The sequence below is a fragment of the Paenibacillus sp. 1011MAR3C5 genome (assembly GCF_003591485.1).
Taxonomy (GTDB): domain Bacteria; phylum Bacillota; class Bacilli; order Paenibacillales; family Paenibacillaceae; genus Pristimantibacillus.
On sequence record NZ_QZCF01000001.1, the window covers coordinates 1,011,602 to 1,028,276 of the forward strand.

10 protein-coding genes and 1 pseudogene are annotated in these 16,675 nt (G+C 51.6%); 5 read left to right on the top strand and 6 right to left on the bottom strand.

Going from position 1 to position 16,675, the window contains the following annotated elements:
• Positions 1-11: 11 nt before the first annotated feature.
• Positions 12-1,595 carry a hypothetical protein gene (locus tag D3P07_RS04595; protein WP_119798873.1) on the bottom strand — a complete coding sequence of 528 codons (1,584 nt, stop codon included), beginning with the start codon at positions 1,593-1,595 and terminating at the stop codon, positions 12-14.
• 86 nt (positions 1,596-1,681) lie between these two features.
• Between D3P07_RS04595 and D3P07_RS04600 the strand changes: the two are divergent.
• Positions 1,682-1,834, top strand: a pseudogene (locus tag D3P07_RS04600) (winged helix-turn-helix domain-containing protein); the annotation flags it as partial.
• 95 nt (positions 1,835-1,929) lie between these two features.
• Here the strand turns inward: D3P07_RS04600 and D3P07_RS04605 are convergent.
• On the bottom strand, positions 1,930-3,246 hold the full coding sequence (locus D3P07_RS04605; RefSeq protein WP_119798874.1) for an ATP-binding protein: 1,317 nt from the start codon (positions 3,244-3,246) through the stop codon (positions 1,930-1,932).
• A 161-nt stretch (positions 3,247-3,407) separates the two neighbouring features.
• Complete coding sequence (locus D3P07_RS04610) at positions 3,408-8,084, bottom strand: S-layer homology domain-containing protein (protein ID WP_119798875.1); 4,677 nt, start codon at positions 8,082-8,084, stop codon at positions 3,408-3,410.
• A 179-nt stretch (positions 8,085-8,263) separates the two neighbouring features.
• Between D3P07_RS04610 and D3P07_RS04615 the strand changes: the two genes are divergently transcribed.
• The gene (locus D3P07_RS04615) at positions 8,264-10,873 is read left to right on the top strand and encodes a winged helix-turn-helix domain-containing protein (protein ID WP_119798876.1); all 2,610 of its coding nucleotides are present in this window, start codon (positions 8,264-8,266) and stop codon (positions 10,871-10,873) included.
• Between the two features lie 243 nt (positions 10,874-11,116).
• Here D3P07_RS04615 and D3P07_RS04620 read toward each other — a convergent pair whose 3' ends face one another.
• Together D3P07_RS04620 and D3P07_RS04625 are read right to left on the bottom strand one after the other, a co-directional pair.
• On the bottom strand, positions 11,117-12,487 hold the full coding sequence (locus D3P07_RS04620; RefSeq protein WP_119798877.1) for a sensor histidine kinase: 1,371 nt from the start codon (positions 12,485-12,487) through the stop codon (positions 11,117-11,119).
• Between the two features lies 1 nt (position 12,488).
• Complete coding sequence (locus D3P07_RS04625; RefSeq protein ID WP_119798878.1) at positions 12,489-13,175, bottom strand: response regulator transcription factor; 687 nt, start codon at positions 13,173-13,175, stop codon at positions 12,489-12,491.
• Between the two features lie 177 nt (positions 13,176-13,352).
• On the opposite strand from D3P07_RS04625, the gene D3P07_RS04630 reads away from it, so the two are divergent.
• Both D3P07_RS04630 and D3P07_RS04635 read left to right on the top strand, forming a co-directional pair.
• Complete coding sequence (locus D3P07_RS04630; protein ID WP_119798879.1) at positions 13,353-14,384, top strand: DJ-1/PfpI family protein; 1,032 nt, start codon at positions 13,353-13,355, stop codon at positions 14,382-14,384.
• Position 14,385: 1 nt separating this feature from the next.
• On the top strand, positions 14,386-15,024 hold the full coding sequence (locus D3P07_RS04635; RefSeq protein ID WP_119798880.1) for a DUF2306 domain-containing protein: 639 nt from the start codon (positions 14,386-14,388) through the stop codon (positions 15,022-15,024).
• 96 nt (positions 15,025-15,120) lie between these two features.
• Here the strand turns inward: D3P07_RS04635 and D3P07_RS04640 are convergent, their stop codons facing one another.
• Positions 15,121-15,426, bottom strand: coding sequence for a Dabb family protein (locus tag D3P07_RS04640; RefSeq protein ID WP_119798881.1), 306 nt, complete (start codon positions 15,424-15,426; stop codon positions 15,121-15,123).
• A 175-nt stretch (positions 15,427-15,601) separates the two neighbouring features.
• On the opposite strand from D3P07_RS04640, the gene D3P07_RS04645 reads away from it, so the two are divergent.
• Entirely contained in the window at positions 15,602-16,513 is a 912-nt protein-coding gene (locus D3P07_RS04645) for an SDR family oxidoreductase (protein ID WP_119798882.1), read from the top strand.
• Positions 16,514-16,675 lie beyond the last annotated feature (162 nt).

Here is a 16,675-nt window from a genome sequence, read left to right on the forward strand (position 1 = left end):
TTCGGCATTCTTTATTGAATGGTGACATATCGTATATCGTCTCTCGACAGCAGCTTGCCTTCTGTTGCTTTGTAGGCTCTAAGATCAAGCGCCTCATAAGCTGAACTGCCGTCCTCCGGCTGCTTGTTCCACACCTGCACGGAATATGACCTGCCATTCTCCACGTCAGCCGCAACCCAAACCAATTCGTCAGTGTTGCCGCTATCGACCCAATACCCTTCGGATGTTACTTCTATTATATAGCCATCCTTTATATCCACCGCATAGATTGGTCCGTAATCGTGCATGGCCGCATGGGGATGCTTCAGAAGCGTCTTGTCCTTCGTAACTTTTAATGATTGGTAAGCATCACGGCGTGGATCATACAAACTGAATGCAGAGTTCGTCTGGTTTCCTAATACACCGTACAGATCTTCACCCTCTTCATTGGGCTTCCAGCTATACGTATGAATGAGGGCATATTCCAATCCGGCATCATCGCTTACCCATCCTGCCAGCTCCACATACCGGTCTTTCGTGCGGGCAGATATGACTTCCACTTCTTTGCCATCCTGATCATAGATCATGATGCTCTCCGCCGCAATTTCTTTGAACTCGGAATTATTTCTCCGCTCCACGATGTCGCTATTCTGGGACGTATAATCCTGATAAGCGTATTGACCTTTTACACTCCACAATATATGGTCAAACATGTAGTTGTCTCCGAAGGGGATGTCACGAAGCGGTTCTCCATCCGCTTGATACAATCTGAACGCTTGGTCTTCAAGGCTAGTATGCCAGAAGCGCTCTCCATCCGGCGCGATTGAAGTCAAAAAGAACGGCCATGAATGTTTGATCTCTTCGGAATTCACGACGGATTCTCCCGTATCCAGATCGATACGCAGCAGCGTACCTCCAAAGCTGTTTAGAAACAAGCCGTCCCCCGCTTCGTTCATCCAGCAGTGAGCATACATGTCTATCCTCTCGAGGTGATCAGGCTGATTGGATATAACGATCTTTTCACCTGTTAGAATATCCATCTTGACCACTTCATATCGGTATCCCATTTCAATCTCGGAATGATTCCACATGGCAATATAAACAAAATAGCGGTCATCTGTGAATCCGTAGCCCTCAGCAAGGGAGTAATCGGGTTCATCCCGGTATGTAAAATAATAAAGCGGATAAGTAATATATTGCCCTGTCCTGGGATTGACCACAACAGCATCTTGTTGAACAGCAGATTGGTTGGCATCGCCGCTTCTGTAAGTGGTCACAACATGTACGCCATATGACATTTCCTCAACTTCAGGCGAGATCCATGTCTGTGACACATGGATGCGAGCAATATCAGAGCTTTCATATTCCAAGCTGAAGCCATCCTCCGTATCCTTGCGTTGCAATTCAAGCTTTAGCGGCAAGGACAAGCCGGCAACCGCTGCTGATGCAGGCGTTTGGGAAGATACCGGGTATTGAATTGAAGCAGCTGTTGAAATTGGCGAAAGCGAAGGTTCGGTCAAAGTTGGAACAGCCACTTCAGGACGGGAACACGAAATAACGGCAAGCAGCAGACCTGTCAAACAGGCCGCATAACCAACTGACCTTAAAATGTTCATAAAAAAAGCTCATCTCCCACCGCTATTTGCGCTTATAGACAAATAGACGCCTAACAAAATGAAAAGTTTTACAAAATTTATGATTCATTCAAATAGCGGATCATCTGGAGCAGCGCATATCCTACGGCGAGTTTCCTCCCGGCAGCCTGCTGCCTTCCGAGCGCAAATTAGCCGAGCAGCTGGAGGTGAACCGGAGCGTCGTCATTCTAGCCTGCTCCGAGCTTCGCTCAATGGGCATGAAGGCCATTCCATAACTATCACCTGCCCACTGAATGATGATACAGCCATTATAATGAGACCTCGCCTTTCATACACCCGCCATTTCCTGATTGATTCAACCATCCATTTTCCCGTTCACGAAAATACTGCTCTCCGTTAAAAGCGGTAACTCTACTTGTACCTCTGTCCCAGCGCAAAGCTCGCTTTTCACATCGATACTGCCCTCAAAATGATCTGTCAGCTTCTTTACCATAAACAAACCGATTCCTTGCCCGCTTTTGTCCGTATTCATCTTCTCATACTTGCGGAACAGCTTCTCCAGCTGCTCTTTCGACATGCCGACTCCTTTATCTCTGACTTCAAGTTGGAGCTTTCCGTCACGGACATTGGCATGCACCGATATAGATGAACCTTCGTGGCTGTATTTGATTGCATTGCTAATGAGATTGGACACAATAAGCTTGAAGCCGATGCTGCTCCCATAAATTTGTGCCTCCTGCACATTCATCAATGAGTGGCATTCCACACCTTGCGTACGCGCCTTTGTCGTCATCATGTGCAGCACCTCATCCAGAAGCGGCTTCACGCTAACCGCTTCCTTCTGCCACAGCGTATCTGTCGAGAGAAGCTGCTCCGTATTAATAATATGGGCAATTTCATGATCAATTACGTCCACATAGTCGACGATTGCTTGCAGCTTGCGTATGTGATCTTCGCCCATCTCTGCACGCGGGTTAAGCATGAGCATCGCATATGCCCGGATCACGGTAAGCGGATTGCGAACCTCATGGGATACGGCATGGGCAAAATCAAGCTTTTGCTTATAAAGGTCCATCTCCGATTGCATCTCCATATGGACTGCCGGAGACGGAATAATAACCGAGCGACTGGTGTCCCGGTAAAACATGGAGGGCGCAAGAGAATCATCCGTCATAAAATATTCATGCGAGCGCATCATCTCGTTTTGGACATAAGCTGGAATTCGCTTGGCGTCATAAGCACATACCCCCAACATCTGGGCGTTCAGTATGGAAGAATCGCAGCGGTGCTCATAAATCAGAAGCTGCTCCGCATTGTTTCCGTTCTCATCCCATGGCACTTGGCCCCAAGACCGGATTGCTCTCAAGTCTTGCTGCAAAGGGGCGAACAGTTTTGCGAAATTGTTCATCACTTCGGATACAAGCATCATGCCGTGCTCATAATAAAAGTCGACATGATTGACATAATGAATCCGTTCCAAGACATCCCTACCTACGCGGCCGGTAAGTGAATGGATCACTTCCATGTAATTCGGCTCGCTATCGATGAATACGACATGTTCATCTTGAATAAGTCCGTTGATGAGAAACGATGTGGCGTTTTTAATATAAGCATCATGATTCGTATAATAATAGAGAATATGCGCTCCATTGGTCACGTCGACTTGATCCATCAGAGATACCGTATTAGGGCTTTTATGGATTTAGCTCTTTATTATAATTCCTTCTGTTCATCAAAATGAAATAGAAGAGCGCAAATAAAAAGAAGCAGGCATGAGGAGAAACCGTAGGCCTCCGTACCTGCTTCTTGCCAATTTTCATATTGCCAAATGACTTACTCGATTTCGTTGTCTGTGTACAGCCTCATCAACAGCGCAATGGATTCCGAGCGCGTGATGTTGGCTTGCGGCATATACAGATTCGCGCCTCGACCGCCGATCTTACCTTCAAGACGGAGTGCCTCGACCGCTGCCTTAGCCCATGACGGAATGCTGCTATCGTCCGAAAAACCGGTGATTTCCGCGCTGTCTTTGCCAATGCCAAGCGCTCTGGCAAGAATGACAGCAGCTTCAGCTCGAGTGATCGATTGGTTCGGACGGAAGGTACCGTCATCATACCCTTGCACCCATCCTAGCTCCAGCGCTTGAGCGGTAGCTCGTTCCGCCCATGTGCCTATCGATGCTTGATCCGTGAATTCATGAGTTGTGCCGGTCCACTTAGGTTGCAGCAGCTTCACCAGCATGACGACAAACTCTGCACGGGTAACGGATTGATTCGGACGGAAGGTCTGATCCGGATAACCATCCACCAGTTCCAAGGCCACTGCTTGCTTAATCTGATTCTCAGCCCAATGACCTGCGATATCAATCAGTTCCTTTAACGGCGGTTTTGGCTCGGGTGCTTTACGCTGAATGTTCAGTCTATATACGCGCTCTGTTCCATCTTCCGCAACGATGGTAATGATAAATTTGTTTTCACCTGCAAGCAGCTTCCATAGCCTTCCGCTAATTTTTTTGCCATCCTGGAACACCGTTGCCTCTGCTCCATGATGCGCGAACTCGAAGGTGATCTCCAGTTCCTCCGCTTCTGTTTCGATGGTGTAATCGGATATGGACGCCGAGAAAGCAGGAACAAGCTCGATGCGGCTGTCGCCGGCCATAATAGTTAATTGCTTAAGTTCGTTATTGCTGGACCGCTCCGGCTCAGTAGACGGGCCGCCTGGGCTGGTTGGTCCAGGCTTGATGACAGAGTCGTCATAGGCAGCAATGGCCTGTTGCAAGACAGTTGCAGCAGTGTCTATCGTCACCTGCAAGGAGTCGGCCTTATCTACTTCCGCTTCGGCCGTAACAATCGCCGTTGTCAGCACGGTTCGAGCGCTTGCTGGATATGTTCCGGGACGCGTACTCTCGCTGGTATCCGCTAAACGCTTCTTCGCTGTCTGAATTTGCTCGAGAAGAACTGTTTTATCCGCCAATGTGACGACTTCAACGGATAAGCCTACGCTTTCACCCGCGTCATTAAATGCTCTTACGGTAAACGAATAGCGAACGCCAGTATCGAGACTATCGACTAGATAGCTGTTATCTTGCCCGGCATCGATTTGAACCAGCGGTTTCAGATCGTTGTTCATATAAATGCGATAACCCGTTACACCGGAGTCAGCCTTTGCTTCCGGCCAAGTAAGCTTCAGGGCTGTACCTGTCACTTCCGATACCTTGGCCTCGCCGCTCGTCCAGATGGGCGCGTCCGGCTGAACCACTTCTGAAGCTCGGTAAGCAGCAAGTGCAGCGTTCAAGTCGATGCGTGCTTGCTCTACTTGCGCAACTGTCGCTTGCGCGTTCGACGCTACTATCTTAGCAGCAGTAATTGCTTGACTCAACGCCGTTCTGGCGTTAGCTGGATACTGGCCTGGATTTGTGCCTTCTGTAGTCGAGTCCAGTTCTGCTTCCGCTTCTACGATGACTGCGTTCAGCGCGTCTTTACCCGCTTCCGGGACTTTGGCTGCGCGATATGTTGTGAGCGCAGCGTTTAAGTCGGTACGCGCTTTTTCCACTTGCGCCGCTGTCGCTTTCGCGTTCGACGCTACTGTCTTAGCAGCAGTAATCGCTTGACTCAACGCCGTTCTGGCGTTAGCTGGATACTGGCCTGGATTTGTGCCTTCTGTAGTCGAGTCCAGTTCTGCTTCCGCTTCTACGATGACTGCGTTCAGCGCGCCTTTACCCGCTTCCGGGACTTTGGCTGCGCGATATGTTGTGAGCGCAGCGTTTAAGTCGGTACGCGCTTTTTCCACTTGCGCCGCTGTCGCTTGCTCATTCGACGCTACTGTCTTAGCAGCAGTAATTGCTTGACTCAACGCCGTTCTGGCGCTTGCCGGATATTGTCCAGGGTTGGTTCCTTCCACTGTGGAGGACAGCTCTGTCTCCGCTTCTACGATGACTGCGTTCAGCGCGTCTTTACCCGCTTCCGGGACTTTGGCTGCGCGATATGTTGCGAGCGCAGCGTTTAAGTCGGTACGCGCTTTTTCCACTTGCGCCGCTGTCGCTTTCGCGTTCGACGCTACTATCTTAGCGGTGGTGATCGCTTGGCTCAATGCCGTTCTAGCAATCGCCGGATACTGGCCCGGATTCGTTCCTTCCTCTGTCGAAGCCAGTTCCGTCTCGGCTTCCGCAATGACTGCGTTCAGTGCCGTCTTATCCGCCTCCTGCACCTTCGCCCCACGATACGTCGTGAGTGCAGCGCTTAGATCAATGCGTGCTTGCTCAACTTGCGCCGCCGTAGCTATTACATTCAACGCCACTACCTTCGCAGCTGTGATCGCTTGACCTAACACCGTTCTAGCACTCGCCGGATACTGACCCGGATTCGTTCCTTCCTCTGTCGAAGCCAGTTCCGTCTCGGCTTCCGCAATGACTGCGTTCAGTGCCGTCTTATCCGCCTCCGGCACCTTCGACCCACGATACGTCGTGAGTGCAGCGCTTAGATCAATGCGTGCTTGCTCAACTTGCGCCGTCGTAGCTATTACATTCAACGCCACTGTATTCGCAGCTGTGATCGCTTGATCTAACGCTGTTCTAGCACTCGCTGGATACTGGCCGGGATCATTGCCCCCTACCGTTGTGGACAGTTCGCTTTGAGCTTCGCTAATCACCGCATTCAGAGCCGTCTTATCGACTTCAATAATTTCCGAATCCCAATAGTCCATAAGCGCATTCAATAGATTTTTTCGTGCCGTATCATAGATGGTATAAGGAACCCCAGTTTCGGCAGAGACAGCTTTCGCCTCTGTTATCGCCTGGGCAAACGCCAATCTCGCGCTTGCCGGATATTGTCCAGGATCAATGCCTTCTTCCGTCGCTGCCAGCTCCGCCTCCGCATCCGCAATAACAAAGTCCAACGCCTCCTTGTATTGCGTCTCCGCTGATAAGAATCTTACGTTTTGCTTAGCCGGAATGACGACGCCATTGATGCTGGCTGTTATTACAGCCCGGCCTTCGGATGTGCTTGCTACTTTGGCAGAAAACTTCCCATCCCCTTCGTATATAAGCTGATCAACCGTTCCGATGCTGGACTGAATTTCGATTTTATCAGTGCCGAATTTGGAATTTCGCCTCCAATAATCCGCCAGCTGCAGGCTCACCGCAACCTCTTCATTCAAAAGAACTTCCGTTTTACCAATCGCCCAATAAGCTTGACGGGGATCTGTCATTGTCATTTGAGCAAAGCGTGCAAGATGCGTCTCCGAACGGTTGCCGCCCAGTTGACCATAGTTGTTGCTGCCTGCGCTCCATACTGTACCGTCCTCTCGCAGCACGACACTATAAAACGCAGCTGTTGCCACCTGCTGAATATCGGAAATAGCCGCTCCATTCTCCGCCAGCCCAACTATCTCCGGCGACTGAACGAAGGAGGCATTATCCCCAAGGCCTAATTGCCCGGTAACCGCATTTCCATCATAATTCATGCTGCTTCCCCATGCCCACACACTCCCGTCCTGCTTAATGGCAAGCGTATGATTGAAGCCTCCGTCCACCATCTTCACATCGTCAAATGGATCGCCTGACGGAAGAATCAGCTTCTCGGCACGGGTTCTGATTGAGGTATGATTCAGACCAAGCTGCGCTGCTTCGTTGCTTCCCCACACCCATAACGCCCCGTCATTCGCTATGGCAAGCCCGTAAGCGTCGCCGCTGCCAATTGCCCGGATTTGCTCAAGCGGCGTACCATCCGCCTTTGTTACCCGAATAGGATATGACCGATGGGTGTAAGTACCGTCGCCCAACTGTCCTCTGCCGTTATACCCCCAAGCTAGCAGCTTTCCCTCATCGCCCTGAATGGCGTACGTCTGGCTGCCTTTGGACTTAATATCCCGTATATCCGTCAAAGGAACGCCGGCTGAGGCAAGCACTTGGACAGGGAACTGGACATAATTACGCGAAGTGCCGATTCCAGCCTGCCCCATCTGATTGTCTCCCCAAGCCCATACCGTGCCATCCTCCGCCAAAGCCGAGGCATGTGTTGAACCTGCCGATATTTTCACAATCTTAGGAAGGCCCGCGATTGGCTCCGCCGCATAGCTCACCATAAACTCCGGATCACGCCCAAGCTCATTGCTGGCATTAAACCCCCAGGAATAGACGACTCCGTTCTCATCCAAAGCCAATGAGTATTGCGGCCCCGCAGAGACCGCCACGATTTTGGTCAAAGTCCGATGCTGCCCGTTGTACATCTCGTAGACAGGCATGGCTACATTCAAAGACTCTATAGAGCCGTTGCCAAATTGCCCGATATTATTGCGGCCCCAAGCCCTGACCGTTCCATCGCTCAGCAGAGCCAAGACATGTGAGTCGCCTGCAGATATTGATGTTACCTTCAATGTATAAGGTTCATCTCCCGCTGCATTGGCAGCACCGGGAGCAGCCCAAGCTCCTATTGCCAGCACCGCGATCAAGAGCCAGTTCAGCGCCAAGCGCCTCCCGGTATGTCCTCTCTTCCTTATGTATCCCGCGTTCATCTTCTCCTGCTACCTCCCTTAATCTAAGTCCTCCATATCCCGACATGAAGTGACACAATTCTATTCATTGTATGGAAATTCGTTTCCGAAACAATTTGCAAATGTTAATTCCGCCTATTTTTATGACAGGGGTTCCGCTATACTGAAAGCAAGAAAGCTTGTCTGCATATGGAGGAACTATGAAGCTGAAGAATAACGCCAGCCATATCAACCTGCTGAAAACAAAAATAACCGCTCCACGTCTCAGGGAGGGTCTGATTGAACGCAGCCGTTTGCTGCAACAGCTGAACCGAAGCTTGGAGGGCAAGCTTACGGTCATATGCGCCCCTGCAGGCTTCGGCAAATCCACCTTGCTCGGGCAATGGGCCCGCAGCTTGGATTCCCGCACGGCGTGGCTCTCTCTTGATATGCTCGATAATGACGCTGTCCGCTTCTGGAGATATGCGGCTGCGGCTCTATCCGGCTCGCTGCCGGAAGCAACGGCCGTTCGAATCGAGTCGCTTGCTCATACGCTGCCGCATGCCTCCCTGTATACCTTTATCGATGCCTTAATGAACGAGCTTCACGAGCTGGATCATACCCTTGCGCTTATTCTGGATGACTATCATGTCATTACCGATCAGCATATTCACGACAGCCTGTCCTACGCCATTGCGTATTTGCCTGCTCATGTTCATCTAGTGGTAGCGAGCCGAACCGAGCTGCCTTTCTCTACAAGCAGGTGGCTGGCCCTGGGTGAGCTGACTGTTCTGTCTATCCATACGATGCAATTCGATGAAGGAGAAGCAGAGGCGTTTTATAGCAAAACGCATAACCTCTCTCTGTCTAAGGCGCATATCCAAAGCCTTCATCAACGGACAGAAGGCTGGGTAACCGGCATGCAGCTTGCAGCCGTATCGCTTGCCCAGACAGCGGAACGAGACCGCTATATTGAACAATTCCAGGGAAGCGAACGCAGCGTATCCGATTATCTGTTCGCAGAAGTATTCAGCTCGCTGCCGGAAGACATTCAGAAGTTCCTGCTGCGCTCCTCCATCCTGAAGCGGATGGACGCAGAGCTGGCTGGCACAGTAACGATGAATCCCAATAGCGCAGCTGTGTTGTCTTGGCTGGAAGCCAATCATCTATTTGTTCTGCCAATTGACCTCCACGGGGTCTGGTACCGGTATCATCCTTTGTTCGCGGAGTTTCTTAGCAAAATGCTTGAGCGTAACGAAAAAGATAGCTGGCTGGAGTCTCATAGACGAGCCAGCATCAGCCATTCTGAGCGCGGCATGATCGACGACGCCATCGACCATGCGATTGCCGCCGGGGAATACGGGCTGATGGAACAGCTCCTGGAGACGCATGTCGGGGATATTTTAAGGCAAGGGGAGTTTCGGAAAGTACTCCGGTGGTTCGAAAGCAAGCCGGCCGAAGCGGTGTCTTCGCCTGAATGGTCCATCCTGTACATCTTCATTCTCACGGTGACCGGCCATATTGAGCGGGCCGGCCAGCTCTTGCTTTCCTTGGAAGCACAGGCAGCTGCCATTGAAGACAGGCAGCGCTTGAAGTCTATTCATAGCGGCATATTCTTCGTCCGGTCCAACATCCTCTTTTTTGGCGGCGATTACGAGGAATGGCTTTCATTTACAACACGTTTAAAGGAGGGGTTGACACGCGATAATGTCGTCTTCTACGGCTATAACTTCAACGTGACGGAACCGCAGCTGAACCGGACGATTATTGGACTCAAAGGCATTCTCTCCAAGGAAGTGGAGACCATTGGTCTCCGATTCAGTCAAGCGCTCGAGTCGATGGGCTGGAAGAACTCCTTGTTTAATTTGTACGTAAAGCTCTCGATATGCGAAGGCTACTATGAATGGAATCGGCTTCAGGAGTGCCAGGAGCTTCTCCATCAGATTGGCGCATACAAAGACATCGAAGATACGCCCGGCCTGTTTATTCCTTATCGGATTCTTCAGGCACGATTGTACTTGGCTGAGGGACATGAGCAGCTTGCTTATGACTGGATTGCCGAGGGCATGGAAGTGGCGATTTATTATTCAGATATGCGCTGGTTCAGAGCGCTGCGCGCCTTCCTCATCCGCTTGCATCTGTACGTTCATGCTGTTGGAGCAGCCAAGCAGGCAGCCGAACTGCTGCACTTGTCCGGAAAGGCGCATCCCACTTTGAACCGGGAATTCGAATATTTATCGCTGGCGCGGCTGCTCATCAGACAGAAGAAATCGTCACAGGCGCTGCAGCTATTAGCAAGGCTTAAACCGCAAGCGGAGCGTGAGGGCATTGTCGCAAGCATCGTGGAGATCTCCTTGCTTGCAGCGATCGCCGAGCGCCAGCGCGGTCAGCGCAAAGCCGCAATGAGCCGGCTGGGAGAAGCGCTCGCTATCGCTCAAGGAATGGATTACGCTCGAAGCTTCCTGGATGAAGGACAGCCGGCTGCCGAGCTTCTAAGCGACTATGTGCGGTTCAGACCTAGTCATAATCAGCAGAATCCGGAGGACTCGACCGCAGTCTATGCCCGTTCCCTTCTGCAAGCGTTTCGGAGCGATCGGCCATCGCCGGAATCATCAGCACCGCAAGCATCGGCCGATCAGAAGCCATTGACCGAGAGCGAGCTCGGCTTGCTAAGACTGATTTGCGAGGGTTCGTCGAACAAGCAGATTGCCTCGGAGCTCGCACTCTCCGAAGGAACGGTGCGTGTCTATCTGTCGCGTCTCTACCATAAACTTGAGGTGTCCTCGCGCACGCAAGCCGTCTTGGCAGCACGCACCCGTGGCTTGTTCTAATACTAAAAAAACGCTGAATGTCCCAAGTGCATTCAGCGTTTTCTTGTATACAAATAGCCTTTCCATGCCTGGCTCGCTCGCTATCACGAATATTGCCAAGAGCCCGCTGCCGGTTATTCTGCATCCACAGCTAGATACAATCCGTTCGATAGATGAACGTCTCCTCCCATTGGCTCTTCTCCATGCTCTCATCTCATCCACGCGCTTACTGCCGCATATCCCGCAAAAAGCCCTCAGGATGAATCATCCTAAGAGCTTATTTTCATTATGGAGGGCCGTCTTTTCAACGGGAGCATAGGCGGGAAGCCATCCTGTCAATTGTGCTCCACCATCTGTGTGATTGCTGACCGCAAGCTCGCCGCCATGTCGCCGGACAATGCGCTGGGCGATCGTAAGTCCTAGACCGCTGCCCCCCGTCGAGCGGTTTCTGGATGTTTCTCCCCGGTAGAGAGGCTCGAATGCACGCTGCAGCTCCTCCTCCGCGAAGCCTGGGCCTGGATCATGAATGGCGAATGTCACTCGGCGTTCCGCTTTGCCGCAATGAACAAAAATGCCGCCTTCCGGAGGCGTATGTCTAACGGCATTGTCCAGTAGATTGCTAATTGCACGCTCCAGCAAGTGCGCATCACCGCTTACGATACACCCTTCCGGCAATTCGCTGGTGAAGGAAATATCCTTATGCCTAGCTGCCGGGCTAACACTATCTAGCGACTTCCGAATGACAGAAGCCAGATCAGCCGATTCCTGCTTCAATGACGACTCCGCATATTCCATTTTCGTAAAGGTAAACAAATCTTCCACCAATCGGTCCAACTGCGCCGACTTCTCCTTGCAGACCGCCAAGTAACGCGCCGCTTTCTCCGGAGATTTGGCAATTCCCTGCTCTAGTCCGTCGAGATACCCCCGCAAGGCGAACAGCGGCGTGCGCAAGTCATGGGCGACTGCTGCAATAACGAATCGTCTTTCCTCCTCCAGCTCCGCTTGTTTCCGGTAGGCGGTCTGCATGCCCTTCACCATCACGTCAAAGCCGTCGCGGACCTCGGCGATTTCCGTCATTCTCGTCTGCGGCAGCTGAACATCCCAATCCCCGTCGGCAATTTGCCTGGCGGCAGCGCTCATCCTCTCTAGCGGCCTTAAGAGAAATCTTCGCATTTCCATCCCGATGATAATGAAAGCAAACAGCAAACCCGCAAGCGCCGACATCACCGGAGTCTGATTGGACCTTGGCAGATAAAGGATCGCCTTGCCAAGCAGCTGCCCGCTCTCCATAATCGTATACCGTTCTGTCGAAGCCCGCGAGCCTCGGCGATCCGGGTTCGACCGGTAGATGTCGGCGCCAGTTTCAGTCTGAAGGGACACATCTATCTTCGTAGGCTTAAGCTGCTTTTGAAGCTGGCTTTGCCAGTCGGCATCCGTCCACTTGGCTGTGCCTGCTTCGATGAAGGCCACCACTTCGTTTAGTTGGCTTTGCAGCGCTTCATCCTGCTGACGGCTATTCATGAAGCTAAGCGTCTGGTTCTCCAGGAAATAAGCTGTTACATAGAAGATCCAGGGCAACAAGAGGAGGAGGAGAAAACACAGCACCAGGAATGAGCGAATACGAAGCGTTCTCATCTTATCCTCCTTCAAAGCGGTATCCGACTCCCCACACGTTGACCAGCAGCTGCGGCTGATTCGGATCAACCTCAATTTTCTCGCGCAGCCGGCTGAGATGCACCCGAATCGTATGCTTGTCGCCTACCCCGTCCCAGAACTTGTCCAGCAGCTGCTCATACGAAAAGACTTGCCGGGGATGCTCGGCGAATAACCGAAGCAGGTCATACTCCTTAGGGGTAAGCACTGCTATCTCGCCATTTACGGTCACTTCTCTAGCCGTCAAATGAATACGGAGCCGACCGTAATCCAGAATGCTCTCTGCCGCAGATTTCCGGGTTGAGGTACGGCGCAATACCGCTTTGACTCTGGCGACGATCTCGCCGGGTGAAGCGGTCTTGACGATATAATCGTCTCCTCCCAGCGTAAGTCCCCGGATCTTGTCCACATCGTCGCTGCGCGCACTTAGGAACAGGACTGGAACGTCGCTGTCCTTCCGCAGCCGGCGGCATAGCTCAAATCCGTTTTCGCCCGGCATCATAATATCAAGAACGATGCAATCAACCTCATGCTGCTGGAACAAGCCCCATGCATGATCGGCGTCGCAAGCGGTTATTACGTTAAATTGTTCATGCTCCAAAAAATCTCTAAGCAATTCTACGATACTCCGGTCATCGTCTACGACGAGAACCGTCTGCGCCTCAGCCATCCATATCCCACCTTCAACACCTAGTTTAACATCATTCCGAACTGCGCAATCAACTCACAGCATATTGTGATGCTTTGTTTATCATTTCGTGACCTTTTTGCCGCTTGGATTGAGAGACTCATTTGGTAAGTTAATAGCAGCAACAACGGAAGTGAAGTTCAAGAGGAGGTATTATGCATGAAAAATGTCCAAATTCTCTTATTCGATGGATTCGACCTGCTGGATGCGCTGGCCCCTTATGAGGTGTTTCACGCTGCTGCCATGTATGCCGATGACGCGATTCGCGTAGAACTGGTTACGGCCGAGGGACCCAGAATTGTAGCCAGCGGCACCAATGGGCTTCGGATAGAAGCGACCGGGGTCCTGAACCCGGAGCAAGCGGATATCATTCTAGTTCCTGGCGCTTCAGGCCAAGTAGAAGGAGACGGTCCCGATACGATCCCAGCCATCTTGAATCGGGCTATGCAGACAGATCTGACAAGTAAAGTCGAGCAGGCGCTCCGGCAGTTGGACACCATTGTCGTTACCGTTTGCGGCGGCTCGCTGCTTCTTGCGATGGGCGGCTTGCTGGAAGGCAGACCGGCAGTGACCCATCATTTGGGTATGGAGGTGCTGGGAGCAACAGGCGCTATTCCAGTCCAGGCCCGTGTCGTGGATGACGGCAATCTGATTACAGGCGGCGGTGTGACCTCCGGAATCGATGTTGCGCTATATACGGTGGAGCGGGAGCTTGGGCCGCGTATCGCGCATGCGGTTGAGCAGCTGTTCGAATATGAACGCCGGGGCACGGCATGGAGGAATACCGGAATGTCGCCAGCCCAGCAAGCCCCAAGCAAAGAGAACGCGAGCATTCAAGAGTCTGATATATCGGTACAGAAAGAAGGGATGGATCAGGTGCCCTCACAAGCTTCTTCCTTCGACGGAGAATGGGATACGACGATTGCCACTCCGGTAGGCAAGCTTCAAGTTAAACTTTTTATTACCTCAAGCAACGGCCTCATTCGGGGAAAGGCAATTCAAGACAATGAGACAGCGGAATTTATCGACCCTGTACTGCACGGGAATAAGCTGGTTTGGTCGCTTCGCATTACGAAGCCTATGCGCTTAAATCTCAGGTTCGAGGTCGAAACGGTCGGCAACCGGATGACAGGTGTGGCCAAGGCTGGCATTCTGCCCGCTTCCAAACTAACAGGAGAGCGAATTTCTTAATATGAATAAACGAATATCGCTATATGGTTTGTTAGTTGCCGTCAGTATCCTATTTATCCTTTATGCGCTGGCCAAAAATTATTGGATCGACCCTGAGGCGGGCAGCTTTCTCAGCTATAAAACCGATCTTAAGCGCGAGCTGAAACTTCCCGTCTGGCTGAACGTGATGTACATTCATGTCGCCTTTGCATGTATCGCAATGGCTTCGGGTCTTATCAACTTTTCTGCGCGCTTTCTGCTGCTTTACCGCAAGCTTCACCGCATGAACGGCTACCTGTACATCGTATCCGTCCTGATCGTTGTGATTACTTCCGGTTACATGGCTCCTTACGCCACGGGAGGGAAAATAAGCAGCATGGGCTTCAATCTGCTCAATATCCTATGGCCGATTATTACGATTACTGCGCTCGTGCAAATCAAGAAGAAACAAATGATCAAGCACCGGAACTGGATGATTCGCAGCTATGCCTTCTGTTTCACCAACATGCTGATCCATCTAATCGCAGCTTTGTTCCATCAAGGATTCGGGTTCTTGTACCCGGAAAGCTACACCATTGGCATATACGGCTCGATTGCGCTTCTGCTGATTATCCCGGAAGTCATCATCCGAATCATCGGCCAGCCTCAAGCTAACCAGTAGCCCCGTTCAAACATCACCAAGGATGACGGATGCCGCGCGCGTGCTGCCTTTGAAATAAAACAGCCCTTCACCATACGAGGTGAAGGGCTGAATTCGTTATTTCTGGTGAAGAATGAGGTCGATCTCTTGGAAGCGGCTAACCTGCTTCATCCACCGCTCCTGTACATATTGAACATGTACCGGATGGTTATTATAACGTTCATACGCTTGTCCATCTTCAAAAACCATAGAGAAGCCGTAATCGAAATCAGCTTTCGGACTTACCTGGCGGAAAACCTCAAATTGCTCTACGCCGGGTATTGCGGCCAGCTCATCCTTGCTAGTTTGCAAAAAAAGCTCAGCCTCTTCATTGTTCTTGCCCGAATGCAGTGAAAACACAACCATATGCTTAATCGCGCTCATGATCCTTCTCCTCCCTATTTGCCCTAGGTACTGCGTGCTTGATTGCATCATTGTACCATCCTGGCAAGTATCCCCATAAGCGCTGATTATGCAAAATAATTATGCATATATGACATAAGCTGTCGTATTCCTGGCTTTATAATGAGGCAGTATACGAAGAAAGGAGCTGAAGAATATGAAACCTTTATCCGGAAAAGTAGCTCTCGTAGCCGGAGGAACACGCGGCGCGGGCCGAGGCATCGCCATTGAACTGGGCGCCGCTGGCGCAACGGTCTATGTGACGGGCCGAACCACACGGGCGGAACGCTCGGAATACAATCGGCCTGAGACGATTGAAGATACGGCGGAACTGGTCGAACAGGCTGGCGGCACCGGCATCGCGGTACGGGTCGACCATCTTGACCCGCTACAGGTAGAAGCATTAATCGCTCAGATCGAGAGCGAGCATGGACGGCTGGACATCTTGGTCAATGATATCTGGGGCGGCGAATATATGGTGGAATGGAATGTTCCCGTCTGGGAGCATTCGCTGGAAGGCGGTATGCGCATGCTGCGGCTGTCGATTGATACCCATATTATTACGAGCCGTTATGCGCTGCCTCTCTTGATCCGCAATCCGGGCGGACTGGTCGTTGAGGTGACGGATGGCACTCAATCCTATAACGATGCCAATTACAGGCTGTCCCTCTATTATGATCTGGCCAAGACATCGATTCTGCGGATGGCCAAATCGCTGGCACATGAGCTAACGCCTCATGGCTGCACCGCTCTCTCCGTTACACCCGGCTGGCTCCGCTCCGAGATTATGCTTGAGGTCTTTGGCGTAACCGAAGACAAATGGCAGGATGCGCTTGAGCGGGAGCCGCACTTCGCCATCTCGGAAACGCCGCGATATATCGGCCGCGGCATCGCTGCATTAGCGGGCGACCCGGATGTGTCTCGCTGGAGAGGACGATCAACTTCCAGCGGCGAGCTTGCCAAAATTTACGGCATTCATGACCTGGACGGCTCGCAGCCCGATGCCTGGCGCTACATTACAGAAGTGCAGGACGCCGGAAAACCGGCGGATGTAACGGGATACCGTTAAGTATCCATTGGATGGCAGCAGGCTTGGGAGATGATTAACGCTCCCTTGCCTGTTGACAGCCATCTTAATCGCCAATATTATCGTCGCAATAAAAGTATATTGACGAATAAAAAACCGGAATACTTGTCCATTGCCAAGCAATGGGCTAGCGTTCCGGTTTGC